This is a genomic window from Sphaerisporangium aureirubrum (genome assembly GCF_042658925.1).
Lineage (GTDB): Bacteria > Actinomycetota > Actinomycetes > Streptosporangiales > Streptosporangiaceae > Sphaerisporangium > Sphaerisporangium aureirubrum.
This window is the reverse complement of record NZ_JBHSRF010000033.1, coordinates 32888-55806: the sequence shown is the minus strand read 5'-3', so window position 1 is coordinate 55806 and position 22919 is coordinate 32888. Positions and strand designations below refer to the sequence as shown.

18 protein-coding genes are annotated in these 22919 nt (G+C 71.4%); 9 read left to right on the top strand and 9 right to left on the bottom strand.

Features of this window, described 5'->3' with window-relative positions; genetic code table 11:
• Positions 1–133 precede the first annotated feature (133 nt).
• The gene (locus ACFP1K_RS21770) at positions 134–1114 is read left to right on the top strand and encodes a YbaK/EbsC family protein (protein WP_380756184.1); all 981 of its coding nucleotides are present in this window, start codon (positions 134–136) and stop codon (positions 1112–1114) included.
• Between the two features lie 46 nt (positions 1115–1160).
• Here ACFP1K_RS21770 and ACFP1K_RS21765 read toward each other — a convergent pair whose 3' ends face one another.
• Positions 1161–2261 (bottom strand): GNAT family N-acetyltransferase, encoded by a 1101-nt coding sequence (locus tag ACFP1K_RS21765; protein ID WP_380756182.1) that lies wholly within the window; start codon positions 2259–2261, stop codon positions 1161–1163.
• A gap of 215 nt (positions 2262–2476) precedes the next feature.
• On the opposite strand from ACFP1K_RS21765, the gene ACFP1K_RS21760 reads away from it, so the two are divergent.
• The 3 genes from ACFP1K_RS21760 to dop all read left to right on the top strand — a co-directional run bounded on the left by ACFP1K_RS21760 (position 2477) and on the right by dop (position 7029).
• The gene (locus ACFP1K_RS21760; RefSeq protein ID WP_380756179.1) at positions 2477–3337 is read left to right on the top strand and encodes a tRNA (adenine-N1)-methyltransferase; all 861 of its coding nucleotides are present in this window, start codon (positions 2477–2479) and stop codon (positions 3335–3337) included.
• Positions 3338–3559: 222 nt separating this feature from the next.
• Positions 3560–5323, top strand: a complete 1764-nt coding sequence (arc, locus tag ACFP1K_RS21755) for a proteasome ATPase (protein ID WP_380756177.1) — start codon at positions 3560–3562, stop codon at positions 5321–5323.
• 188 nt (positions 5324–5511) lie between these two features.
• Positions 5512–7029 carry a depupylase/deamidase Dop gene (gene dop, locus ACFP1K_RS21750; RefSeq protein WP_380756174.1) on the top strand — a complete coding sequence of 506 codons (1518 nt, stop codon included), beginning with the start codon at positions 5512–5514 and terminating at the stop codon, positions 7027–7029.
• 59 nt (positions 7030–7088) lie between these two features.
• On the opposite strand, the gene ACFP1K_RS21745 is transcribed toward dop, so the two are convergent.
• Both ACFP1K_RS21745 and ACFP1K_RS21740 read right to left on the bottom strand, forming a co-directional pair.
• Positions 7089–7976, bottom strand: a complete 888-nt coding sequence (locus tag ACFP1K_RS21745) for a serine/threonine-protein kinase (protein ID WP_380756172.1) — start codon at positions 7974–7976, stop codon at positions 7089–7091.
• Between the two features lie 124 nt (positions 7977–8100).
• On the bottom strand, positions 8101–8514 hold the full coding sequence (locus ACFP1K_RS21740; RefSeq protein WP_380756170.1) for a hypothetical protein: 414 nt from the start codon (positions 8512–8514) through the stop codon (positions 8101–8103).
• 255 nt (positions 8515–8769) lie between these two features.
• On the opposite strand from ACFP1K_RS21740, the gene ACFP1K_RS21735 reads away from it, so the two are divergent.
• Positions 8770–8979 carry a ubiquitin-like protein Pup gene (locus ACFP1K_RS21735; RefSeq protein WP_380756168.1) on the top strand — a complete coding sequence of 70 codons (210 nt, stop codon included), beginning with the start codon at positions 8770–8772 and terminating at the stop codon, positions 8977–8979.
• A 204-nt stretch (positions 8980–9183) separates the two neighbouring features.
• Here the strand turns inward: ACFP1K_RS21735 and ACFP1K_RS21730 are convergent, their stop codons facing one another.
• The 6 genes from ACFP1K_RS21730 to ACFP1K_RS21705 are packed head-to-tail and all read right to left on the bottom strand — an operon-like array spanning position 9184 to position 17565.
• Positions 9184–12120 (bottom strand): glycoside hydrolase family 38 N-terminal domain-containing protein, encoded by a 2937-nt coding sequence (locus ACFP1K_RS21730; protein ID WP_380756166.1) that lies wholly within the window; start codon positions 12118–12120, stop codon positions 9184–9186.
• Positions 12121–12157: 37 nt separating this feature from the next.
• Positions 12158–13393, bottom strand: coding sequence for a CehA/McbA family metallohydrolase (locus ACFP1K_RS21725; protein ID WP_380756163.1), 1236 nt, complete (start codon positions 13391–13393; stop codon positions 12158–12160).
• Positions 13390–14442, bottom strand: a complete 1053-nt coding sequence (locus ACFP1K_RS21720; protein ID WP_380756159.1) for an ABC transporter ATP-binding protein — start codon at positions 14440–14442, stop codon at positions 13390–13392. The genes ACFP1K_RS21725 and ACFP1K_RS21720 overlap by 4 nt, the downstream gene beginning before the upstream one ends.
• Entirely contained in the window at positions 14439–15296 is an 858-nt protein-coding gene (locus tag ACFP1K_RS21715) for a carbohydrate ABC transporter permease (RefSeq protein ID WP_380756157.1), read from the bottom strand. Before ACFP1K_RS21715 ends, ACFP1K_RS21720 begins: the two co-directional genes overlap by 4 nt.
• Positions 15293–16195 carry a carbohydrate ABC transporter permease gene (locus ACFP1K_RS21710; RefSeq protein ID WP_380756155.1) on the bottom strand — a complete coding sequence of 301 codons (903 nt, stop codon included), beginning with the start codon at positions 16193–16195 and terminating at the stop codon, positions 15293–15295. Before ACFP1K_RS21710 ends, ACFP1K_RS21715 begins: the two co-directional genes overlap by 4 nt.
• Complete coding sequence (locus tag ACFP1K_RS21705; RefSeq protein ID WP_380756153.1) at positions 16192–17565, bottom strand: extracellular solute-binding protein; 1374 nt, start codon at positions 17563–17565, stop codon at positions 16192–16194. Before ACFP1K_RS21705 ends, ACFP1K_RS21710 begins: the two co-directional genes overlap by 4 nt.
• 254 nt (positions 17566–17819) lie before the next feature.
• Here ACFP1K_RS21705 and prcB point away from each other — a divergent pair, with 254 nt between their 5' ends.
• From prcB to ACFP1K_RS21685, 4 genes are all read left to right on the top strand, one after another.
• Positions 17820–18626, top strand: coding sequence for a proteasome subunit beta (gene prcB, locus ACFP1K_RS21700; RefSeq protein WP_380756247.1), 807 nt, complete (start codon positions 17820–17822; stop codon positions 18624–18626).
• A 39-nt stretch (positions 18627–18665) separates the two neighbouring features.
• The gene (gene prcA / locus ACFP1K_RS21695) at positions 18666–19466 is read left to right on the top strand and encodes a proteasome subunit alpha (RefSeq protein WP_380756245.1); all 801 of its coding nucleotides are present in this window, start codon (positions 18666–18668) and stop codon (positions 19464–19466) included.
• Positions 19467–19527: 61 nt separating this feature from the next.
• Positions 19528–20886: a Pup--protein ligase gene (gene pafA / locus ACFP1K_RS21690; protein ID WP_380756151.1), complete on the top strand. Its 1359-nt coding sequence runs from the start codon at positions 19528–19530 to the stop codon at positions 20884–20886.
• Positions 20887–21118: 232 nt separating this feature from the next.
• Positions 21119–22063, top strand: coding sequence for an FKBP-type peptidyl-prolyl cis-trans isomerase (locus ACFP1K_RS21685; protein ID WP_380756149.1), 945 nt, complete (start codon positions 21119–21121; stop codon positions 22061–22063).
• Positions 22064–22919: the final 856 nt, after the last annotated feature.

Genomic DNA, 22919 nt, shown 5'->3' with positions numbered 1-22919 from the left:
CTGGGGAGCCAGATTTCTGGTGGAATGCCCGCGTTGTGAACGTGGCACCCTGGCGTGCGAGCCGGATGGCCCGCATCGCGCCTTTCTGCCTCCTTCGCTCGCCCCGTATTCATTATCGGTGTGCCAGGTCTGCATGCACGTCCTTTTACTGGCGCCGGAGGAACAGTTCGGTGGATTCGAGGACGACACGGGGGACGGCCCGCCCCGGCGGGCCCGGGTCCTGTGGCCCGATGCCGGGCGTCCCGAGGCCGGTGAGCTGCCCGCGCACCTGCGCGCGGAGCTGGTGGAGGCCAAGGCGTGCCTGCGGGCGGGGGCCCACTCGTCGGCGATGGTCACGGTGCGGCGCCTGCTGGAAGGCGTCTGCGCCGACCACGGCGTGACGGCGTCCCCGCTGTCCGCCGCCCTGCGCGAGCTGCGGCGGCGCGGCCTGATCGAGGGCAGGCTGCTGGTCTGGGCCGAGGAACTGCGGGTGATCGGCAACCAGGCCGCCCACATCCGCCTGGGCCGCGTGGACGCCGAGGACGCGGCCGACGCGGTCGTCCTCGCCGAGGCATTACTCGACTATTTGTACGTTTATACGCCTAAATATCATGACCTGAGAAAACGCCGCGCCGCCGCCGGGGCCCCTTTTCCCGCGACCCCGCGACCCCGGCTCCCCGATCCGCTGGCCGTGAAGACCCTCCGACGCCGACGAATCCCCTTTAATCCACATATCTACTCTCATGACCCGGCGCACGGAAAATCCCGGAAACAGATCGCCGCCGAACTGGGCGTCCCCCCGGATCGCCTGGTCAAAGCGGTCCTCACCTACGTCGACGGCAACGTCGTCCTCGCCCTGGCCCCCGTCGGCGAACCGATCGACCTGCCGGCTCTGGCGGTCGCGGCCGGCGGCCGCCAGGCCCGCGTGGCCCCGCCCGCCGACCTCACCCGCCTGGGCGCCGACACCATCAGCCCCCTGGGCCTCCCCCTGAAGATCCCCGTCATCGTCGCCCCCGGCCTCACGCGCCACCCCACCGTCTACACGGCCAGCGGCCGTCACGGCCTGGAGCTCGAACTGTCCCCCACCGACCTCCTCCGCGTCCTGAACGCCCGCACCGCCCCCATCACCGGGTGACGGCACGCGCCGGGACACGGCGGAGACGGGGTGCTCGCTCCCGGCGTCAGGTGGGGCGGAGGCGGACCCACTGGTAGTCGTCGTGGCGGGTGCCGTCGGGGGCGGGCAGCAGGGACTTGAGAAGGGCTTCGCGGGTGAAGCCGGCGCGGGTGAGGACGTGCTGGGAGGCGAGGTTGTCCACGGCGGTGCCGGCGATGAGGCGGTGGATGGCGGTGGCGGTGAAGCACCAGTCGGCGAGCAGGTCGACGGCGCGGGTCATGATGCCGCGGCCTCGGTAGGCGGACACCAGGCTGTAGCCGATCATGGCCTGACCGAGGGCGGGATTGACGTTCATGAGCTGGACGTGGCCGGCGAAGCCACCGGTGGCCTCGTCGCGGATGCTCAGCTCGGCCCGTTCGCCGGACAGCCACCACGTGGGGGTGTACCGGCAGCGCCGCACGCTGTCCTCGCGGTCGGGGGGCTCGCCCGGGACGCTGTACTTCAGCACGTCGGGGTCGCACGCCAGGGCCTGGTAGTCGTCGACGTCGGCGAGGACCAGAGGGGCCAGCCGCACCACGCCGTCGGACAGGAAGCCGCCGGGCAGCCCGGGCAGGTAGGACTCCTGCCGCTCCCCGGAGTCGCTCGCCAGCCGCGCGAAGGCCGTCAGGTCGTCGTACCGGCCGTCCCGCGCGGGCGCGGCGCCGCGCTGCACGCCCTCGCGCCGGAACCCCGCCGACATCGCCACCCGCTGGCTCCCGGTGTTGTCCAGGTCGGTGACCAGCTCGACGCGGTACACCCCCCGTTCGAACGCCCACTCGGTCAGCGCCCGGACCGCCGCGGCGGCCGCCCCGCGCCCCCGCGCCCACGGCGCCACCAGGTAACCGATCTCGACGGCCCCGCGCGGACCGGGCGGCTTGAGGGACACCGTGCCGAGCCACTCGCCGTCCGCCTTGCCGGCGACGGCCAGGCACAGCCCGCCGCGCTCCCACTGCCCGGGCACCCCGGCGAGGAAGGCCCGCGCCTCGGCGCCGGTGTACGGCACGGGCATCCCGGGCACGAAACGGGCGATCTCCGGGTCGGCGCACCCGCGCGCGATGGCGTCGGCGTCGGCGTCGGTCAGCGGGCGCAGCACCACCCGGCCGGCGGGGATGACTTCTTGGGGAAACACGCTTAAGAGCTACCAGCAACGGCCCCGCCTGGCGAGTCATATTCCCCCCAGGGAGGACGCCAGGGCGGTTCCCGGGCGCGGTGCCCCGGGACGGAGGCGGGGTCCCCGAGGTGCCCCGGGACGCAGGCGGGGTCCCCGAGGTGACGCGGGCCGGTCGCGCGGGCCCTCGGGGACGGGCGACACAGGGGAGTCCCCGGCGCATATAGCCTTTCCGCATGGGTTTCCGCAGGCACGGGCCGTTCCGGCCCGGGGATCAGGTTCAGCTCACCGACCCCAAGGACAAACGTCACACCGTGACGTTGCGGGAAGGGGGCGTGTTCCACACGCACAAGGGGTCCATCCCGCACGACGACCTGATCGGGGCACCGGAGGGCTCGGTGGTGCGCTCCTCGGGCGGTACCTCGTACCTCGCCTTCCGGCATCTGCTGAACGACTACGCGGTGTCCATGCCGCGCGGCGCGGCGGTGGTGTACCCCAAGGACGCGGCGCAGATCGTGGGGATGGCCGACGTGTTCCCCGGTGCCCGGGTGGTGGAGGCCGGGGTGGGGTCGGGGGCGCTCACATGTTTCCTGCTGCGCGCGGTGGGGGAACAGGGTCAGGTGACCTCGTACGAGCGGCGGGAGGACTTCGCCGAGGTCGCCCGGAAGAACGTCGAGAAGTTCTACGGTGGGCCCATGCCGCAGTGGCGCCTGGTGGTCGGCGACCTCGTCGCCTCGCTCGACGAGACCGACGTCGACCGCGTGGTGCTCGACATGCTCGCCCCGTGGGAGTGTGTCGACGCGGCGGCGAAGGCACTCACTCCAGGCGGGGTGATCTGCTGTTATGTCGCCACGACCACCCAGTTGTCGCGTACGGTGGAGACCCTCCGGGATCACGGAAGTTTCACCGAGCCACATTCGTGGGAAACCTTGGTCCGCGACTGGCATGTCGAGGGACTCGCCGTCCGGCCCGACCATCGCATGGTGGGCCACACGGGCTTCCTCGTCACGTCACGTCGCATGGCGGACGGCGTCACGCCCCCGCCGAGGCGCCGGCGACCGGCGAAGGGTGCGTACGGGGAGGAGTCAGGCAGTTGAGTTCCCGTAACCTGTCGTGTCCATTTTGGAATCAACCATGTGCGATCTCGTGCCGTGGGAACAGATCCGCATGGGTATCTGCTTACTAGCAACGAAGAACCAATAACGCATTAAATGCTGAACACTGGATGTAATGACACGAACACTCCCCGGCCAGGTTACGGATGCCCCCGAGATAGGTAGGGTCTTGAGTAGTCGCCCTCGACTGGGAAGGAGGTGACTGTGGCAGCTCGCGATGACGCTGAGGCTCGGGCCGCCCAGCGCGAACGAGAGGTCGCGGACCTCACAACTCAGGTCTCCTTCCTCCAGGAGGAGATCACCGCGTTGCGCCGCAAGCTGGCGGAGTCTCCCCGGCAGGCCAGGGTCCTGGAGGAACGTCTCCACGAACTGCAAGCCAATCTGGCCGCCGTCACGGGCCAGAACGAACGGCTTGTGGCCACGTTGAAGGAGGCCAGGGACCAGATCGTCGCGTTGAAGGAGGAGGTCGACCGGCTGGCGCAGCCACCGTCCGGTTTCGGCGTCTTCCTCGAGGCGCGCGACGACGGGACCGTGGAGGTGTTCACCGGGGGCCGCAAGCTCCGGGTGAACGTCAGCCCGGCGGTGGATGTCACCACGTTGAAGCGCGGCCAGGAGGTCATGCTCAACGAGGCGCTGAACGTGGTCGAGTCGCTCGGCTACGAGACGGTCGGCGAGATCGTGATGCTCAAGGAGCTCCTTGAGGACGGTCTGCGCGCGCTGGTCATCTCGCACGCCGACGAGGAACGTGTGGTCCGTCTTGCCGAGTCGCTTCTTGACCAGCCCATTAGAGCGGGCGACTCGCTGTTGCTTGAGCCCCGGTCGGGATACGTGTACGAACGCATCCCGAAGTCCGAGGTCGAGGAGCTGGTGCTCGAAGAGGTCCCCGACATCTCGTACGAGGAGATCGGCGGGCTCTCACGGCAGATCGAGCAGATCAGGGACGCGATCGAGCTTCCCTACCTGCACGCCGACCTGTTCCGTGAGCACAAGCTGCGCCCGCCGAAGGGTGTCCTGTTGTACGGCCCGCCCGGCTGTGGCAAGACGCTCATCGCCAAGGCCGTGGCCAACTCCCTGGCCAAGCAGGTGGCCGAGAAGACCGGACAGTCCGGCAAGAGCTTCTTCCTGAACATCAAGGGCCCGGAGCTCCTCAACAAGTACGTCGGCGAGACCGAGCGGCACATCCGCCTGGTCTTCCAGCGCGCCAGGGAGAAGGCCTCCGAGGGCACCCCGGTGATCGTGTTCTTCGACGAGATGGACTCGATCTTCCGTACCCGTGGCTCGGGCGTCTCATCCGACGTCGAGAACACCATCGTTCCCCAGTTGCTGTCGGAGATCGACGGCGTGGAGGGCCTGGAGAACGTCATCGTCATCGGCGCCTCCAACCGCGAGGACATGATCGACCCGGCGATCCTGCGGCCCGGCCGCCTGGACGTCAAGATCAAGATCGAGCGGCCGGACGCCGAGGCGGCCAAGGACATCTTCTCGAAGTACATCACCACCGAGCTGCCGCTCCACGCGGAAGACCTCAGCGAGCACAGCTCCTCGCGTGAGGCCACCGTGGCCGGCATGATCCAGCGTGTCGTCGAGCGCATGTACACCGAGAGCGAGGAGAACCGCTTCCTCGAGGTGACCTACGCCAACGGCGACAAGGAGGTCCTCTACTTCAAGGACTTCAACTCCGGTGCGATGATCCAGAACATCGTCGACCGGGGCAAGAAGATGGCCATCAAGGCGTTCCTGGAGACCGGGCAGAAGGGCCTTCGCATCGCACACCTCCTCGCCGCGTGCGTCGACGAGTTCAGCGAGAACGAAGACCTGCCCAACACCACGAACCCCGACGACTGGGCCCGCATCTCCGGCAAGAAGGGCGAGCGGATCGTGTACATCCGCACCCTGGTGTCGGGCAAGCAGGGCACAGAAGCCGGGCGATCCATCGACACGGTCGCCAACACCGGCCAGTACCTCTGATCGCGGCTACTGATCGCGACGACGTGCGTGCGACGGCGTGGTTCCTCCCGGAGCCGCGCCGTCGTTCGCGTGCGGGGCGCGCGGACCGGCGGAACCCACCGTCCGCACGACGGTCTAGGCTCGGTGGTGACGGACCGGCGCGACCGCGGGGTCCGGGTGCGACAGAGCACTGATGAAGGGCTGAGAGCGTGACGGTACGGCGGGTGATGGGCATCGAGACCGAGTACGGGATCTCCGTACCCGGGCAGCCGGGCGCGAACGCGATGGTGACCTCCTCACAGGTGGTCAACGCCTACCTGGCGGCCTCGGCCGCGCGGGCGCGCCGTGCCCGATGGGACTTCGAGGAGGAGAATCCGCTCCGGGACGCCCGGGGCTTCGACCTGGCCCGTGAGATCGCCGACCCGACCCAGCTCACCGACGAGGACCTCGGGCTGGCCAACGTCATCCTCACCAACGGCGCGCGGCTGTACGTCGACCACGCCCACCCCGAGTACTCCACCCCCGAGTGCACCAACCCCCGCGCCGCGGTCATCTGGGACAAGGCCGGCGAGCGGGTGATGCACGACGCGGCGGTGCGCGCCTCCGCCATGCCGGGGAACGCTCCCATCCAGCTGTACAAGAACAACACCGACAACAAGGGCGCCTCCTACGGCTGCCACGAGAACTACCTGATGCGGCGCGCCACCCCTTTCGCCGACATCGTGCGCCACCTGACCCCGTTCTTCGTGTCCCGCCAGGTGGTGTGCGGCGCGGGCCGGGTCGGCATCGGGCAGGACTCCCGGGGCGAGGGCTTCCAGATCAGCCAGCGGGCCGACTTCTTCGAGGTCGAGGTGGGGCTGGAGACCACGCTGAAGCGGCCGATCATCAACACCCGCGACGAGCCGCACGCCGACCCCGAGAAGTACCGCCGCCTGCACGTCATCATCGGCGACGCCAACATGTCGGAGATCTCCACCTACCTCAAGCTCGGCTCCACCGCCCTGGTGCTCGCCATGATCGAGGACGGCTTCCTCACCGTCGACCTGTCGGTGGAGAGCCCGGTGGCCGCGCTGCGGGCCGTCTCGCACGACCCCACCTGCAAGCACGAGGTCACGCTGCGGGACGGGCGCCGCATGACGGCCGTGCAGCTCCAGATGGAATACCTGGAGCAGGCCCGCAAGTACGTCGAGGACCGCTTCGGCAGCGCCGTCGACGACATGACCAAGGACGTGCTGAACCGCTGGGAGTCGGTGCTCACCCGTCTCGCCGAGGACCCCATGCAGCTGTCCAGGGAGCTCGACTGGGTGGCCAAGCTGGAGCTGCTGGAGGGCTACCGCACCCGGGACGGCCTCGCCTGGTCGCACCCGAGGCTCCAGCTGGTGGACCTCCAGTACTCCGACATCCGCCCCGACCGCGGTCTGTACAACCGCCTGGTGGCCCGCGAGCGCATGCAGCGGCTGGTGTCGGAGGAGGACGTGCAGCGCGCCATCGAGCTGCCGCCCAACGACACCCGGGCCTACTTCCGCGGCCGGTGCCTGCGGCAGTACAGCGAGTCGGTGGCCGCCGCCTCCTGGGACTCGGTGATCTTCGACATCCCCGGCCGCGAGTCGCTGCAGCGCGTGCCCACCTTGGAGCCGCTGCGCGGCACCAAGGCCCACGTCGGCGAACTGCTCGACCGCTGCCGCACCGCCGCCGACCTGGTGGCCGCCCTCACCGGCGAGCGCTAGCGGCACGGGGCTGCGGGGGCTCTTGAGGCCGCGCCGGCCGGTGCGCGCGTCTCTCTGATCTACATTGTAAAGGCGCCGGGCGGGAACAGGCCGCTGCCGGTCAGGCGCATGGGCGGGACGGCGATGCCCTCCTTGCGCAGGATCTCCGACAACAGCATGGCCGCCTGGTCGCTGGTGAGCCGCTCGGCCGGGTCGGGCCGCAGCAGGCCCTCGATGAGCAGGCGCAGCGCGCCGGCCCGGCGGGGGGAGGGGGCGTTGCCCGGCTTGCGGGCCGCCAGCACGTCGCCGTCCTCCACGGCCGGGGGCCTGCCCTCCACCGAGAAGTAGAGGGTGGCGCCGAACGACCACAGGTCGGCCGCCGGGGTGGCGGGACGGCCGTGCAGGCGCTCGGGGGCGATGTACCCGGGCGAGCCGACGATGGGCATGGTGTTGGTGTGCGTGCCCTGCTCGTCGCCCTGGAGCACCGCGATGCCGAAGTCGCTGAGCACCACGCGGTCGCCGGTCAGCAGCACGTTGCCCGGCTTGATGTCGCGGTGCAGCACGCCGGCCGCGTGGGCGTGGCGCAGGCCGCTGAGCAGGTGGAACCCGATCCACGCCGTCCAGTGCACGGGCAGGCGGCCGAGGTGCCAGGCGGTGGCCTGCAGGGTCAGCGCCTCCACCAGCTCCATGACGATCCACAGCCTGCCGTCCTCCTCCAGCAGGTCGTGCACGGTGACGATGGCCGGGTGGCTGAGCCGGGCGGCCGAGCGGGCCTCGCGCAGCGCGTGGCGGCGGGCGGTGCGCACGTCGCGCTCGTCGTCGCGGCGGGCCGGTCGCAGCTCCTTGATCGCGACGTCACGGGCCAGGCGCTTGTCGTGCGCGCGCCAGACGATCCCCATGCCACCCTGCCCCAGCGGCGAGATCAGCCGATAGCGATCGCCGAGCAGTTGTGCGTGGTCCGCTCTCATTTCACCCGTTCACATGTCGGCATCGTGCCCCTGCCCCCATGACCGCTCCATTTTTCCCCGTGGAGCAGGATGCCTATGGGCGGATCACCACAGAATGCCACATGGTCCGGTATAACGATCTGATTTATGCCACTTGGATCAGGCCGATGCCGAGGATCAGCGTACCGGCGGCCAGGCAGAGGCCGCCCGCCGCGGTCAGCCAGATGAGCTTGCTCGGCCTGGTGTCGCCCGGCCGGACCACCGACAGGAAGAAGCCCAGCGGCATCAGGATCGGCGCGGCGACGAACAGCCCGCGCACCAGCGCGGCGGTCCCGCCGGCGAGTCCCGCCTGGTCGACGTAGGTCAGTGCCACGAGGGCGAACAGCACGAGCACGCCCGCGTGGGCGTGACCGGCCCGCCACAGCCCGCGCCGGACCGGGTTGTCGAGGTAGCCGGGCGTGCGCCGGCCGATGAACGTCAGCAGCGACGCGCCGCCGATCGCGATGGTGGGGACGGTGACGAGCAGCACCCCTGCGGTGCCGAGAGACGCGGGGGACATGGCCTACCCTTCATTGGAGAGTGGCCCTATCCAATCATTGGATAGCCGTACTGTCCAGTGGATGGGATAGGGGTGCCGACCGGTTGTCGGAAATGAAGCCATTTAGCCTGATTTGCAGGGGGACTCGGCGGGGAGGTTGTCTGGCAGGAGAGCCTCTTCTGGCCGGCTCGCGTAGATCACCGGACGATCCGCGCGAATTGTCGTCCGGTTCGGGGAAGATATGAGTCAGATGCGTCCCCCAAGCGGAGGTACCACATGGCGACGAAGGACACCGGCGGCCAGAAGCACACCAGCCGGCAGGACAGCGAGGTCGAAGAGGCCGAGGCGCAGGGCGGTTCCGACGTCCAGGAGCGTCAGGACAAGCTGACGGACGACGTCGACAACATCCTCGACGAGATCGACGAGGTCCTCGAGGAGAACGCTGAGGAGTTCGTGCGCAGCTACGTGCAGAAGGGCGGCGAGTAAGGGGCGGGTCCCGACCACGGCGCCCCGGGCGACGCGCGCCGGCCCGTAGGGGTGCGACGTCGCCCCCCGACGGGCCGGAGCCCGTCCGATCTCCCCGGGAGCCCGCCGCACCGGCACCCCGGACGAGACGGCCTCCCCCACGGGGACCCCGTACGGCGGCCGCCGGACGCGGGTCCCCTCACACGGTGAGTGCGCGCCGGCGGGTCAGGACAGGTGCAGGGTGGCTATCTCGAAGGGCCGGAGGGGCAGGCGGACGGTGCCGTCGACGGGGGTCAGGGGGTGAGTGCGGCGGCCTAGGGGTGTCGCCAGGTGTGCGGTGGTGAAGCCGCCGGTTATCACGGCTTCGGTGGGGATGGGGGATTCGGCCGTCAGGCGTAGTTCCAGGTGACCCTCGCGCCGGCGCAGCGCGCCGAGCATGACACCCGCGCCGGTCACCTCCAGACGGGCCTCCGGGGGCGGGAGCGGGGTGTGCGGGGCCGCGGGGGCGGAGCCGGGCACCGCCATGAGATCCAGGCGGTAGTCCTCGGCCAGACGAGGCAGGGCAGCGGCGTCCCAGGTGTCCTCGTACAGGGCCACGGCGAAACGTGTGCTGAGCGGCCCGGGACACTGAGCGTCGGGCGTGGCGATCTGCGGCCCGGCCGGTTCGTCCCGCAGGGGGTTGTCGTTGCGGGACAGATACCCCACCGCCCGCAGCAGGGTCAGCGCGAGTTCTCCCGTGGGGCCGTCGGCCAGCAGGGCCACCGGTTCCCCCGCGGGGCCGTCGGCCGGCAGGGCCACCGGTTCCCCGGCGGGGCCGTCGGACGGAGCCACCGGTTCCCCGGCGGTGGCGCCGGACGGTGAGGGCACCCGTTCTCCGGTGAAGGGACCGGAAGGTGGGGGCACCGGTACTCCGGTGCCGGGCGGTGGGGGGAGCAGTTCGTACTCCGTGACGTGGCCGAGCAGGACCGCCAGGCCTCCGGCGGCGGCGAAGCCCTCGGCGGGGAACGTGGGGAGCGGCTCCTCGCCGCCGCCGCCCTCGGGGGCCGTACCGCGTCGCACCACCGCGTACTGTCCCTCGGCGAACGACTCCGGCGCCTCGCGGGGGAGACCGGCGTGCCAGCGCACCCGATGGTCGCGGCAGGGGTTGTCCACGGTGACCGCCAGCCGCGCGTACGGCTCCCCGGCGCGCAGCTCCACCCGGGTCGTCACCACCGCCTCGGCCGTCTCGGTGGCCCTGGCGCCGCCCCCGGCCCGCACCGGCCAGTCGTACGCCCGCACCACCTCCAGCACCGCCACCAGCGGCCCGCCGGCCACCTGCGTGACCGTGACCGACGACGGCACCTCGACGGTGCGATCCTCGGCGGGCGGCGCGTGGTTGTAGGTGTCGCCCACGTCCCCGCCGTCCACGATCCGCCCCACCCCCTGCGCCCGCACCCCGGAGGCCGTCTCCATCGTCAGGCTCCCGTCCGCCTGGACCTCCACCCGCAGCAGCCCGTTGTCCAGCGCGCCGCCCTCCACCCGCACCGGCGGGACCCCGTCCGCGACGCGGCGCGACCACGGGCCGCCGGCGCCCGGAGGGGGGACCGAGGCGAGGACGGTGCGGCCGAGGGCGGGGACCTGGACGCGGGCGGCGACGGTGACGACCGGCTCGGCGACGGTGCGGACGCGCCAGGGGCCGGGGCGGGCGGCCGCGGCGGCCAGGATGGCGGCCTTCAGGTCGGCGTACTGGTAGCCGGTGGTGGCGTGGCGGCTGACCACGACGGTGAACAGGTCGCCGCCGGCCGACCAGGACACGATCTCGTGGCCGAACAGCTCACGCTCGTGCACGCGCCCGAGCAGCCGGGTGAGGTCGTCCAGCACCGACTCGTCCAGCAGCGTGGGAGCGCGGGTGAGCGGCTGGGACGGCACGGCCACGCCGTCGTGCCCCACCAGGTGGGAGCGCGCCTCGGGCAGGTCGGCCAGCACCAGCGCGGTCCGCGGGTACGGCGAGGGGTTGACGACCACGAGCCGGTCCCTGCCGGCCGCGGCGGCCAGCGTGGCGCTCACCATGTCCACCACGGCCTGCCCGATCTGCTCGGCCTCCGCGATCCGCGCCGCCACCTGCTGCGCGGTCTCGTCCGCCCCGCACCCGGTGATCGAGTCGTGCCCGCTGCACGCGATCACCCCCCGCCACGCCAGCTCGATCATCCGCCCCGCGGCCCCGTCCACGCCGTTCCCGCGCCCCGCGGCCCCGTCCGCGCCGTTCCCGCGCGCCGCGGGCCCGTCGCCGGCCGCCCACAGGGCCGCGAGCGGCTCGGCGTACCGGATGAGCGTGCGCTCGGCGCGGCCCATCGCGTGCTTGAGGGCGACGCGCGCGGAGATCACGCCGGGCAGGATGTTCGCGCGGGCGTGCGAGCGCAGTTCCCCTTCCACCACGGTGAGGCCGTCCGGCGGGGGCTCGGCGGTGAGGAACTCGCCGAGGGTGGCCAGGCGGAGGCCGGCGGCGGTGATGCCGGCGGAGGGGGCGGAGTGGTCGGCGCCGTACATCGCCAGCAGGGGGCCCTCGGGGCGCCAGGGGCGCATGGTCGCGGTGAAGGCGGCGACGCGGTCGGGGAGGGCCTCGGAGGGGCCGTTGAACAGGGCCACGGCGTTGCCGTAGCCGCCGGGGAGGTACCGGGTGGGGATGACGGTGCCGTCGGCGCCTTTCCAGGCGAACGTGTCGCGCAGGACCGAGGCGGGGACGCCGCGCCACAGGCAGGCGACCTTCAGGCCGGCCAGCGCGAGGATCTGCGGCATCTGCGCGCAGTGCCCGAACTGGTCGGGCAGGTAGCCGACCTCCATCGCCCCGCCGAGCGCACGCGCGCCCCGCAGGCCGTACTCCAGGTTGCGCATCAGCGTCTCGCCCGAGCAGAGGAACTCGTCGGACAGGATGACCCACGGGCCCGCGGCGAACCGTCCCTCGCCCACGAACCGGGCGATGTCCGCGCGCCGCTCGGGGCGGATCTCCAGGTAGTCCTCGACGGCGGCCAGCTGCCCGTCCATGGTGAACCGGTACGCGGGGTCGGCCGCCATGGTGTCCAGCACCTCGTCCAGCATCCGCACCAGCCCCATCCGGAACCGCTGGAACGGCAGGTACCACTCGCGGTCCCAGTGCGTGTGCGGCACGACGACGATCTCACTCAACGCGGTTGCCTCCAGTCGACGGCACGGGGACGGACGGTCAGGTGCACAGGGCCATGACCTCGTTGCGGGTGGTCTCCAGGCGGTGGTGACCCGGTGCGGCGGGCACGGCGACGCGGTCGCCGCGGATCACCTGGCGGCGGTCGGGACCCCACAGGATCAGCCCGTCGGCGTCCACCGCCAGGAACTCGTCGCCGTGCCGCAGCAGCAGCGGCCCCCCGGGCCCGGCCGACACGGCGGTGCGCCCGGCCCGGACGCCGTCCAGCACGCCCTCCCCGCCGGGGTCGCCGGATCCCCCGGGAGCGGCCGACAGCACCCAGGTCGCCGGGGCGCCGGGCGGGTGCCCGCCGTCCGGGCCGTGGTAGTCGCCGCCGCCGACCACCACCAGGTCGTCCCGCCAGGCCTGCGCCCAGGACAGCGGCGCCCCCCAGGTGCGGTCCCACCAGCCCGAGTGCCAGACCTCGGCGACGCCGGGCCGCTCGGCCAGCGGGTGCCGCCACGCGCAGTCGGCGCCGAGGGGATGGTTGACCGACAGCACGCCGCCCCGGGCGGCCACGTCCCGCACCCACGCGTCGGCGGGCTCGCGGAAGTCGACCCACCCGACGGCGCCGAACGCGTTGGCGTGCCCGAGGTCGGTGGTCACCTCCTGCCCGGGGATCAGGGTGACGCCGGTGGCCGCCGACACGCCGGGCAGCTCGGCGTGGTGGCTGACGGTGTTGTGATCGGTGACGGCGAGGAAGTCCAGGCCCTGGTCCCGGGCGAGCGCCGCCAGCCCCGGCACGGTGAGCGCGCCGTCGGAGTGCACGGTGTGCGCGTGCAGCTCCCCGGCCCGCCACCGCATGCCGTCCAGCCCCGGCAGCCCCCGGCGCGCGGCGGCCGGCTCGGGACGCGGCCCGGGGGGCGGCGGGTCCACCGGCGCGGGCGGCGGCGGGGGAGCGGCGTGCGGCGTCACGGTGATCTCGTACGCCAGCCCCTCCAGCGGCACCCGGTACAGCCCGGTGAGCACTCGCCACACGCCGGGCTCGATCTCCCCGGGCAGGTACCCGGGCGTCGCCCACCCCGGCGCGATCGTGTACGCGGCGCGGGCCCCGCCCGACCACCCGCGGAACCCGCCCGGCCCGGCGCACCCGAGGTCCAGCACCCCGGCCGCCCGGTCGTAGGACAGCTCCACGGTCAGCGCCCGGGTCCCCGCGGGCGGCTCCACCGCCACCTCGTGCACCTGCCGCGCCAGCCGGTCCTCGATGGTCCACCGCCCGCGCAGGCGCACCGGGGTCATCCGCCCACCAGGCGGCCGTCGCGGTAGAACAGCGCACGCGCGTGGCGGGGCACCGCCCAGGCCGCGTCGCCGGGGGAGGGCTCGGCGTCCTCGGGGACCACGGCCTGGACCAGGTGGTCGTCGTCCTCCACGGTCACCAGGAAGGACGTGCCCAGGTTCTCCACCACCGAGACCCGCCCCGCGAAGCCGTCCTCGCGGGCGGTCGCCGACAGGTCCATGTACTCCGGCCGCAGCCCGTACACGACCTCCTCGCCGTCGGCCAGGGACGGGGGAGCGGGCAGCACCGCCCCGGCGACCCGCACCGTGCCGTCCTTGACCACGCCGGGCAGCAGATTCATCGGGGTGGAGCCGATGAAGGACGCCACGAAGGTGTCGGCGGGGCGCTGGAACACCTCCGAGGGCGTGCCGACCTGCCTGATCCGCCCGGCCGACATGACCGCGATCCGGTCGGCCATGGCCAGCGCCTCGCCCTGGTCGTGGGTGACGAACACCGTGGTGACGGCCAGCTCCCGTTGCAGCCGCTTGAGGAACGTCCGCGCCTCCAGCCGCATCCGGGCGTCCAGGTTGGACAGCGGCTCGTCGAACAGGAACGCCGCCGGGTGGCAGGCGATGGCCCGGGCGAGCGCGACCCGCTGCTGCTGGCCCCCGGACAGCTGCCCGGGGCGGCGGGCCAGCAGCTCCGCCAGCCCGAGCCGGGCGGCCGTCTCGGCGGCCTTGGCCTCCCGCTCGGCCCGCCCCACCTTCTTGACGCGCAGCGGGTAGGCGATGTTGGCGGTGACGTCCATGTGCGGGAACAGGGCGTAGTCCTGGAACACCATGGCCACGTCCCTGCGGCCGGGCGGCAGCGCGGTCACGTCCGCCGACCCGATGACGATCCGCCCGGACGTCGCCGTCTCCAGGCCCGCGACGGTGCGCAGCAATGTCGTCTTGCCGCATCCAGAGGGCCCGAGCAGCGCGAAGAACTCGCCGTCGGCGATCTCCAGGTCCAGCGCGTCGACCGCCCGGACCCCGCCGGGGAACTCCTTGGTGAGGCCGTGCAGGGAGATCACCGCTTGATCCCCCCGTGGAAGCGGAAGCCGTACCTGCGGCTGACGAAGATGTACATGAGGACCACCGGGAGGGAGTAGAGCAGCGAGAAGGTGGAGATGAGGTCCAGGCGGGGCTGGCCGCCCTCGGTGTACAGCGTGTAGAGGATCACCGCGCCGGGCGCCTTGGCCGGGTCGCGCAGCAGGATGAACGGCGTCAGGAAGCTGCCCCACACACTGGCGACCGACCACACGCCGATGGTGGCGAGGCCCGGCCGGATGATCGGCACCACGATGTGCCGCAGGATCTGCAGGGGGGACGCGCCGAACACCCGGGCCGACTCCTCGTACGAGGTGGGGGTGCCGTCCATGAAGTCCTTGAGGATGAAGATCGCCGCGGGCAGCAGCCCGCCGGACAGGGTGAGCACCACGCCGAGGTGGGTGTCGATCAGGTTGAGCCGGGTCGCCAGCTCGAAGATCGGCACCATCGCCGCCGTCCCGGTGACCACCGAGGACAGCAGGAGCAGCACGTACAGCAGCGCGTCCCGCCCCGGCACCCGCACCCGCGACAGCGCGTAGGCCGCCAGCGCCGCCAGCACCACCACCAGGGCCGCGCTGGCTGCCGCCTGGAGCACCGAGTTGCCGAGCGAGCTGAGCACGTAGGGGTTGTCGAGCAGCGCGCGGAAGTTGCCGAGGGTGAACTCCGGCACCGACGTGGTGATGGTGGGGTGGGCGTCGAACGGCGCGGCGGCCAGCCACAGCAGCGGCAGCGCGAAGAACCCGGCGACCAGGGCGAGGAACGTGGCCCGCCCGAGGGCCGCCGCGGCGTGCCGCGCCCTGTCGGCGGCGGGGGCGGCCGGGCGGTCCACCACGGTCACGGCGTCACCGTCCTTCGCTCCCGCAGCAGCCGCAGGTAGGCCAGCGCCAGCACCAGGTTGATCAGCAGCACCAGGAACGACACCGCCGCCCCGAAGCCGAGCCGCCCGCCGGTGAGCGCCACGTTGTAGATGTAGACGGGCAGGATCTCCGACCGTCCCTCCGGCCCGCCCGCGGTGATCTGGAAGCTCGTGAAGTCGTTGAACGTCCACAGGCTGATCAGCAGCAGGTTGGTCAGCACGTGCCCGCGGATCCTGGGGAACACCACGTCGCGCAGCTGCTGGAACGTGGAGGCCCCGGCCAGGCGGGCGGTCTCCAGGTGGGACGGCGGCACGTTCTCCAGCGCCGCGCCGTACAGCATCATCGAGAACGCGGTGCCGCGCCAGACGTTGAACACGATGATCGACAACATCGGGTGGTCGAGCAGCCAGGCGAACCCCGGGGTGTGCAGCAGCGCGTTCAGCGTGCCCGCGTCCCGGTCGAGCAGGGCGATCCACAGGAACGCCACAACCGACGAGGGCATGATCCACGCCAGCAGCACCAGGCCCTCCACGACGCGCCTGACCGGCCCCGTCCGGTCCCGCAGCGCCCACGCGATGGCGAACCCCAGGCACGCCTGCCCGATGATCGCCGAGCCGAGGACGAACTGCACGGTGAGCCACAGCGAGGTGTGGAACCGCTCGTCGCCGAGGGCGGTGGTGTAGTTCTCCAGCCCCACCACCTTGGGGTCGGCGGCGGCGAGGCCGGTGAGCCGGAAGTCGGTGAGGCCGAGATAGATGGTCCACAGCGCCGGGAAGATCAGGAAGACGCCGATCAGCACGAGGGCGGGCAGGACGAACCCGACCGCCCTCGGCCGGCCGAGGCCCGCCGCGTCGGTGTCACGGTGGGTCGCGGCCGTCATTGGGCGATGTTGGCGGCGCCGCCCACCAGGCCTTCCAGCTTCTTCTGGTACGCGGCGGCGGCCTCGTCGACGGACTTGCCGGAGACGATGTCCGCGGTGGCCTCCTGCAGCGCGACCGACACCTGCGGGTACACGGCGAGCCCCGGCCGGTAGGCGGTGATCGGCAGCACCTTCTGCGCCACGAACCCCAGCATCGGGTCGCTGCTCAGCACCTTGTCGTTGACGTCGGTGCGCGAGGTGATCCTGGCCTCGCCGGCCAGGCCCTGCTCGGTCGCCTGCGCCGAGTGCATGAACGCCAGCAGCTCCCACGCCAGCGCCGCGTTGGGCGAGCGGGGGTTGAGCACGCGGACCGCGCCGCCGGACATGCTGACGAAGTCCTGGCCGCGTACGCCCGCGCCGGGCTGCTTGGCCGGGATGAGGGCGTACCCCACCTCGGCGTCGCGCCTCTCCATGGGCGCCACCCCGGCCTTGGGCTCGATCACCGAGCGCCAGAAGTAGTCGCCCTCGGCCAGGACGCCGATCTTGCCCTCGGCGAACTGCTCGAACGACTTGTCGCGGCCCTGGGCCTCCTGCTGGAGCCTGGGGTCGCCGAGCCCGCCACCGTAGATCTGGCGGTAGAACCCGAGCACGTCCTTCAGGCCCTGCGCCGCGCCGGTCCACTTGCCGCCGTCGTACACGCCGAGGCCGGTGCCCGCCAGCAGCGGCAGCACGCCCTGCATGGTGGTGGCCTCGCCCATCGCGGTGCCCGCGTTGATCTGCAGCGGCGTCGGCACCCCGGCCTTCTTCAGCGCCGCGCCCGCGTCCAGGATGTCCTGCCAGCTCGTGGGCTGCCAGTCGGCGGGCAGGCCGGCCTTGGTGAACAGGGTCTTGTTGTAGTAGAGCACCCGGCCGTCGGTGCCCTGCGGCAGGCCGTACTTCTTGCCCTCGAAGATGCCGAGCCCCTGCACGGCCTCGGGGATCTGGCTCCAGCCCTCCCACTGGTCGACCTGCGCGCCCGCGGTCTCCGCCAAAGGTTTGACGTACCCCGCCTGGGCGAACTCGCCGACCCAGATGCCGTCCAGGTCGATGACGTCGGCCCCGGCCCCCGACTTCAGGTCCAGGGCGATCTTGGTCTTGTACTGCTCGTCGTCCACGCCGTTGGGCTGGAAGAGCACGTGGACGATCTTGCCCTTGGCCTTCTGGGCCTTCTCGAACTCCGGGATCAGCCAGTTCTTCGTCCAGTCGGCGGTCGCGGAGTTCTTGCCGCCGGAGATGGCGTTGGCGGTGATGGTCAAGGTGGTCTCGCCGGGGGCGGAGGATCCTCCGGAGCCGCAGGCGGCGAGTGACAGAGCGGTCGCGGTGAGTAGGACGAGGGTTCGCGCCGGCTTCATGGACGACCTCCTTGGGGGGACGTTGGAGGGCATACCTGTGTTCATGTCACGACAACTCGACAATTGCACGCCCCGTCTCCGCCGTAAAGATGCTTTCTGGGAGACATGAGACGGGATGGGCGAAAGTGGTTCGCGCTGAGCTGATCGTGGGAAGTGCAGACACCACAGCACCACGAGTAGGGTCGGGGCGTAGGAGTCCGAAGAGGCGTTTGGGAGGGAGCCGCGTGTCAGCACAGCGGGACCGGTCGGACCACATGTTGTTCCTGGACACTGGATCGACGTCGTTCACCGAGTTCGTCCAGTCCTACGCTCCTGGCCTGCTGCCGGCCAGGTTCGAGGGGGCGGGTTCGATCGGAGACCTGATCCCGCACGCGACCACGATCGTCGCGGCGACATACCGCGGCGGGGTCGTCATGGCGGGCGACCGGCGGGCCACCGCGGGCAACTACATCTCCCAGAAGGACATGGACAAGGTCTTCCGGACCGACGAGTTCTCCTGCATGGGCATCGCGGGCACCGCCAGCACCGGCATCGAGATGGCCCGGCTCTACTGCGTGGAGCTGGAGCACTACGAGAAGCGCGAGGGCCGCACCCTCTCGGTGGAGGGCAAGGCCAACCGCCTGGCCACCATGATCCGCGGCAACCTCCCGCTGGCGATGCAGGGCATCGTCGTGGTTCCGCTGTTCGTCGCCTACGACCCCGAGGGCGGCGCCGGGCGCATCTTCTCCTACGACGTCGGCGGCGGGCCCTACGAGCAGAAGCGGTTCGCGTCCATCGGCTCGGGTTCGATCTTCGCCCGCGGCGCCCTGAAGAAGCTCTACCGCGACGACGCCTCCGCCGAGGACGTCGTGCTGGCCTGCGTCCAGTCGCTGTACGACGCCGCCGACGACGATTCGGCCACCGGCGGGCCCGACGTCACCCGCAAGATCTGGCCGGTCGTCGCCACGATCGACGACGAGGGGTTCCGCCGCCTGCCCGACACCGAGGTCGAGGGCTACGTGCGTCAGGTGCTCGACGCCCGGATGGGCGACCCGGACGGCCCCACCGCCCCGCTGCGCTAATCACAACCCACGGCCACGAGAGGATCACCACCGGTGTCCATGCCCTTTGGATATGTGTCCCCAGAGCAGGAGATGCGGGACAAGGCCGATTTCGCGCGGAAGGGCATCGCGCGCGGCCGCAGCGTCGTGGTGCTGCAGTACGAGAACGGCATTCTGTTCGTCGCCCCCAACGCGTCGCGGGCCCTGCACAAGATCAGTGAGATCTACGACCGCATCGGCTTCGCCGCGGTCGGCAAGTACAACGAGTTCGAGGCGCTGCGGCTGGGCGGCATCCGCTACGCCGACATCAACGGCTACACCTACGACCGCAGCGACGTCACCGCCCGCGGCCTGGCCAACCTCTACGCCCAGTCCCTCGGCATGGTGTTCACCGAGTCCCGCAAGCCGTACGAGGTCGAGCTCGTGGTCGCCGAGGTGGGCGAGTCCGACGCCGACGACCAGATCTACCGCCTGACCTTCGACGGCTCGGTCACCGACGAGCACGGCTTCGTGGTGATGGGCGGCGTGGCCGACACGGTCGCCGGGCGGCTGAAGGACCGGTTCCGCGCCGGCATGCCGCTGCAGGAGGCCCTGGACGCCGCGCTCGCCGCGCTCACCGAGGCCGGCGGCGAGCGCCCGCCGGTGTCGCAGCTGGAGGTCGCCGTGCTGGACCGCACCCGCGAGCACCGCAAGTTCCAGCGGCTGGCCGGCCCGCGCCTGGAGCGCCTGCTGGGCGGCGCCCCGTCCGCCGCGGACGACGAGGAGCCCGGCGGGACCGCCCTGTCCGACGGCGAGCGGCCCGGCGACGGGCCGGCGACCGCGCCGCCCGACGGGGACATCGACACCGGCTCCGGAGAGTGACCAGCCGTAAACCCGGGGAAGATCTCTCCCGTCCGGCGTCGCGGGGGCATAGTGTGATGTGATGGATCGTCGCATATTCGGCTTGGAGAACGAGTACGGCGTCACCTGCACGTTCCGGGGTCAGCGAAGGCTGTCACCCGACGAGGTGGCGCGGTACCTGTTCCGCAGAGTCGTGTCCTGGGGCCGATCGAGCAACGTCTTTCTCCGCAACGGCGCCCGGCTGTATCTCGACGTGGGCAGCCATCCTGAGTACGCCACCCCCGAGTGTGACAACGTCGTGGAGCTCGTCACCCACGACAAGGCGGGTGAGCGCATCCTGGAGGGTCTCCTCGTGGACGCCGAGAAGCGGCTGCGTGAGGAAGGCATAGCCGGAGACATCTACCTCTTCAAGAACAACACCGACTCGGCAGGCAACTCCTACGGCTGTCACGAGAACTATCTGGTGGGCCGGCACGGGGAGTTCGGGCGGCTCGCCGACGTCCTCATCCCGTTCCTGGTGACGCGGCAGATCATCTGCGGGGCCGGCAAGGTCCTTCAGACGCCGCGCGGCGCGGTCTACTGCGTTTCCCAGCGCGCCGAGCACATCTGGGAGGGCGTCTCCAGCGCCACCACCCGGTCCCGGCCGATCATCAACACCCGCGACGAGCCGCACGCCGACGCCGAGCGGTTCCGCCGCCTGCACGTCATCGTCGGCGACTCCAACATGAGCGAGTCCACCATGCTGCTCAAGGTCGGCGCCACCGACCTCGTGCTGCGCATGGTCGAGGCCGGCACGGTGATGCGCGACCTCAGCCTGGAGAATCCCATCCGGGCGATCCGCGAGGTCTCGCACGACATGACCGGCCGCCGGCGGGTCCGCCTGGCCAACGGCCGCGAGGCGTCCTCGCTGGAGATCCAGCAGGAATACCTCTCCAAGGCCCGCGACTTCGTCGACCGGCGCGGCGGCGACGCCATCACCCGCCGGGTGCTGGAGCTGTGGGAGCGCACGCTGCGCGCGGTGGAGACCGGCGACCTCGACCTCGTCGCGCGGGAGATCGACTGGGTCACCAAGTACCAGCTGATCGAGCGCTACCGCGACAAGTACGACCTGCCGCTGTCCTCGCCCCGGGTGGCCCAGCTCGACCTCGCCTACCACGACGTCCACCGCAAGCGGGGGCTGTTCTACCTGCTGCAGCGGCGCGGCGCCGTGGAGCGGGTGGCGTCCGACCTGAAGATCTTCGAGGCCAAGTCCGTGCCGCCGCAGACCACCAGGGCCCGGCTGCGCGGCGAGTTCATCCGCAAGGCGCAGGAGAAGCGGCGCGACTTCACCGTCGACTGGGTCCACCTGAAGCTGAACGACCAGGCGCAGCGCACCGTGCTCTGCAAGGACCCCTTCCGCAGCGTGGACGAAAGGGTGGACAAGCTGATCGCCGGCATGTGATCCGTCCTGGCGCCCGATGGTGAAACTTTCAGCTTTCCACCACCGGGCGCCCAGGGTCGACTTGGGGCTCTGACCTGCGGTTTCGTGCTCGCCGCGCGGCCTTTGGCGATAGGGCGGTGTGGTGAGGGCAAGGCGGGGTCAGGCTTCGGCAAGCTCACCCGCGCCGATGGTCTTGGCGGTCATGGCATTCGGGTAGTGTTACGCGAACGTGACGTCTTCCCGAGGGATACCCATGCGCCGTCTGGCCGTTCTCGCCGCAGTGCCGTTGCTTTTCGCCGCCGCATGCGGCTCCGGTGGCGGCACAGCGGCCAAGCCGACCACCCCGGTGTCCGGCGTCAAGGTGGCCGGTGACTTCGGCAAGAAACCGCAGGTGACGTTCCCCACCGGCAAGCCGCCCGTCACGTCCTCCTCCGAGGCGATCAAAGAGGGCGATGGCGACCAGGTCAAGGACGGCGACCTGGTGATCACCAACCTCACGGCGTACAACTGGGACGGCAAGAAGAACGCCACGTCCGGCTCGACCTACGACGACGGCGCCCCGCAGCTGATCAAGGTCGACCAGAAGCTCCCCTCGGTCATCCACAAGGCGTTCCAGGACGCCAAGCCCGGCGGCCGCTTCCTCGTGGTCGTCGCCAAGGACAGCCTCACGCCCCAGCAGGCCCAGCAGGCCCAGTCCCAGGGCGCCGACACCTCCGCCGCCAGCGTCTTCGTCGTCGACGTCATGAGCGTCTCCACCGCCAAGGCCGCCCAGGGCGAGGCCGCCGACCCCAAGGTGACCGGCGTGAAACTGGAGAACCCCGGCGGCGACAAGGCCCCCACCCTCACCACCAAGACCAGCCTCCCCGCCCCCAAGGACCTGATCAACAAAACGGTCATCAAGGGCACCGGCCCCGTCGTGAAGGCCGGCCAGACCATCCTCGTCCAGTACACCGGCAAGATCTGGGGCAGCGACGTCCAGTTCGACAGCTCCTGGGAACGCGGCGAGCCGGTGATGTTCCCCATCGGCACCGGCAAGGTCATCAAGGGCTGGGACCAGACCCTGGTAGGCGCCCCCGTAGGCAGCCGCATCCTCGTCACCATCCCCCCGGCCCTCGGCTACGGCAAAAACGGCTCCGGCGACAAAATCAAGGGCACCGACACCCTCGTCTTCGTAATCGACATCCTCGGCGTCTACTAACCCCAGCCCCACCCCGCCGTTCGGCCGGCCCGCCCCCCATCCGACCGGCCCCACGTCGCGCCTGCCGCCATTCCGTACCGCCCCCGCCCTGCTCGCCGCCCCTGCCCTGTACCAGCCCCGCACGGCCCCCGCCCTGCCCGCCGCCCCCCCGACCGGTCCAGGCTGCTCTTTTAGCGGCGCCGGTACGGTGGGACGTGGTACGGCGAATTCGGCGCCGTACAACGGCGGACAACCCGCGGTGTGTGCGGCGCCAGGGAATGGTCCTTACGAAGGACGCGCTCCGCGCGGATGCCGCAAGGGCTGTGTTCGAGCGGGGGACACCCCCGCACCCCCGAGCCTGCCGGGCTCACGGTTCTCCGCCGCGATGCGTTCCGGTGGGTCGGGTGTCCCGCCGTACGGCGGCGCCGTGTTCGCCGTACCACTTCCCGCCGTCTCGGCGCCGATCAGACGAAACCCGACGAGGCGGCGGGGGGCTTCGTAGCGGCGCCGGAATCGAAGACACAGCCGGCAGCGGTGGACATCTGGACGCCGACGGGAGTACGTCGCAGCCCTCATCGGCTTCGCCGTACCACGTCCCGCCGCCTCGGCGCCGCAGAGCGCTCGTCACGGGGCCGCATGTGCGCGGGCGGAGGAGCGCGGGGTTGGGCGAGCGGCACGCGTCCCGCCGCCTCGGCGCCGCGGAGCGCTCGTCACGGGGCCGCATGTGTGCGGGCGGAGGAGCGCGGGGTTGGGCGAGCGGCACGCGTCCCGCCGCCTCGGCGCCGCGGAGCGCTCGTCACGGGTGCCGCGTGTGCGCGGGCGGAGTAGTGCGGGTTTGGGCGGGCGGCACGCGTCCCGCCGCCTCGGGGCCGGAAAC

Excerpts from the sequence above, each read along its gene's own strand:
- ACFP1K_RS21770 (WP_380756184.1), top strand. The coding sequence starts at position 134 with ATGCACGTCCTTTTACTGGCGCCGGAGGAACAGTTCGGTGGATTCGAG.
- ACFP1K_RS21760 (WP_380756179.1), top strand. The coding sequence starts at position 2,477 with ATGGGTTTCCGCAGGCACGGGCCGTTCCGGCCCGGGGATCAGGTTCAG.
- ACFP1K_RS21745 (WP_380756172.1), bottom strand. The coding sequence starts at position 7,976 with ATGAGAGCGGACCACGCACAACTGCTCGGCGATCGCTATCGGCTGATC.
- ACFP1K_RS21740 (WP_380756170.1), bottom strand. The coding sequence starts at position 8,514 with ATGTCCCCCGCGTCTCTCGGCACCGCAGGGGTGCTGCTCGTCACCGTC.
- ACFP1K_RS21735 (WP_380756168.1), top strand. The coding sequence starts at position 8,770 with ATGGCGACGAAGGACACCGGCGGCCAGAAGCACACCAGCCGGCAGGAC.
- ACFP1K_RS21725 (WP_380756163.1), bottom strand. The coding sequence starts at position 13,393 with ATGACCCCGGTGCGCCTGCGCGGGCGGTGGACCATCGAGGACCGGCTG.
- ACFP1K_RS21710 (WP_380756155.1), bottom strand. The coding sequence starts at position 16,195 with ATGACGGCCGCGACCCACCGTGACACCGACGCGGCGGGCCTCGGCCGG.
- ACFP1K_RS21705 (WP_380756153.1), bottom strand. The coding sequence starts at position 17,565 with ATGAAGCCGGCGCGAACCCTCGTCCTACTCACCGCGACCGCTCTGTCA.
- prcB (WP_380756247.1), top strand. The coding sequence starts at position 17,820 with ATGTTGTTCCTGGACACTGGATCGACGTCGTTCACCGAGTTCGTCCAG.
- prcA (WP_380756245.1), top strand. The coding sequence starts at position 18,666 with ATGCCCTTTGGATATGTGTCCCCAGAGCAGGAGATGCGGGACAAGGCC.
- pafA (WP_380756151.1), top strand. The coding sequence starts at position 19,528 with ATGGATCGTCGCATATTCGGCTTGGAGAACGAGTACGGCGTCACCTGC.
- ACFP1K_RS21685 (WP_380756149.1), top strand. The coding sequence starts at position 21,119 with ATGCGCCGTCTGGCCGTTCTCGCCGCAGTGCCGTTGCTTTTCGCCGCC.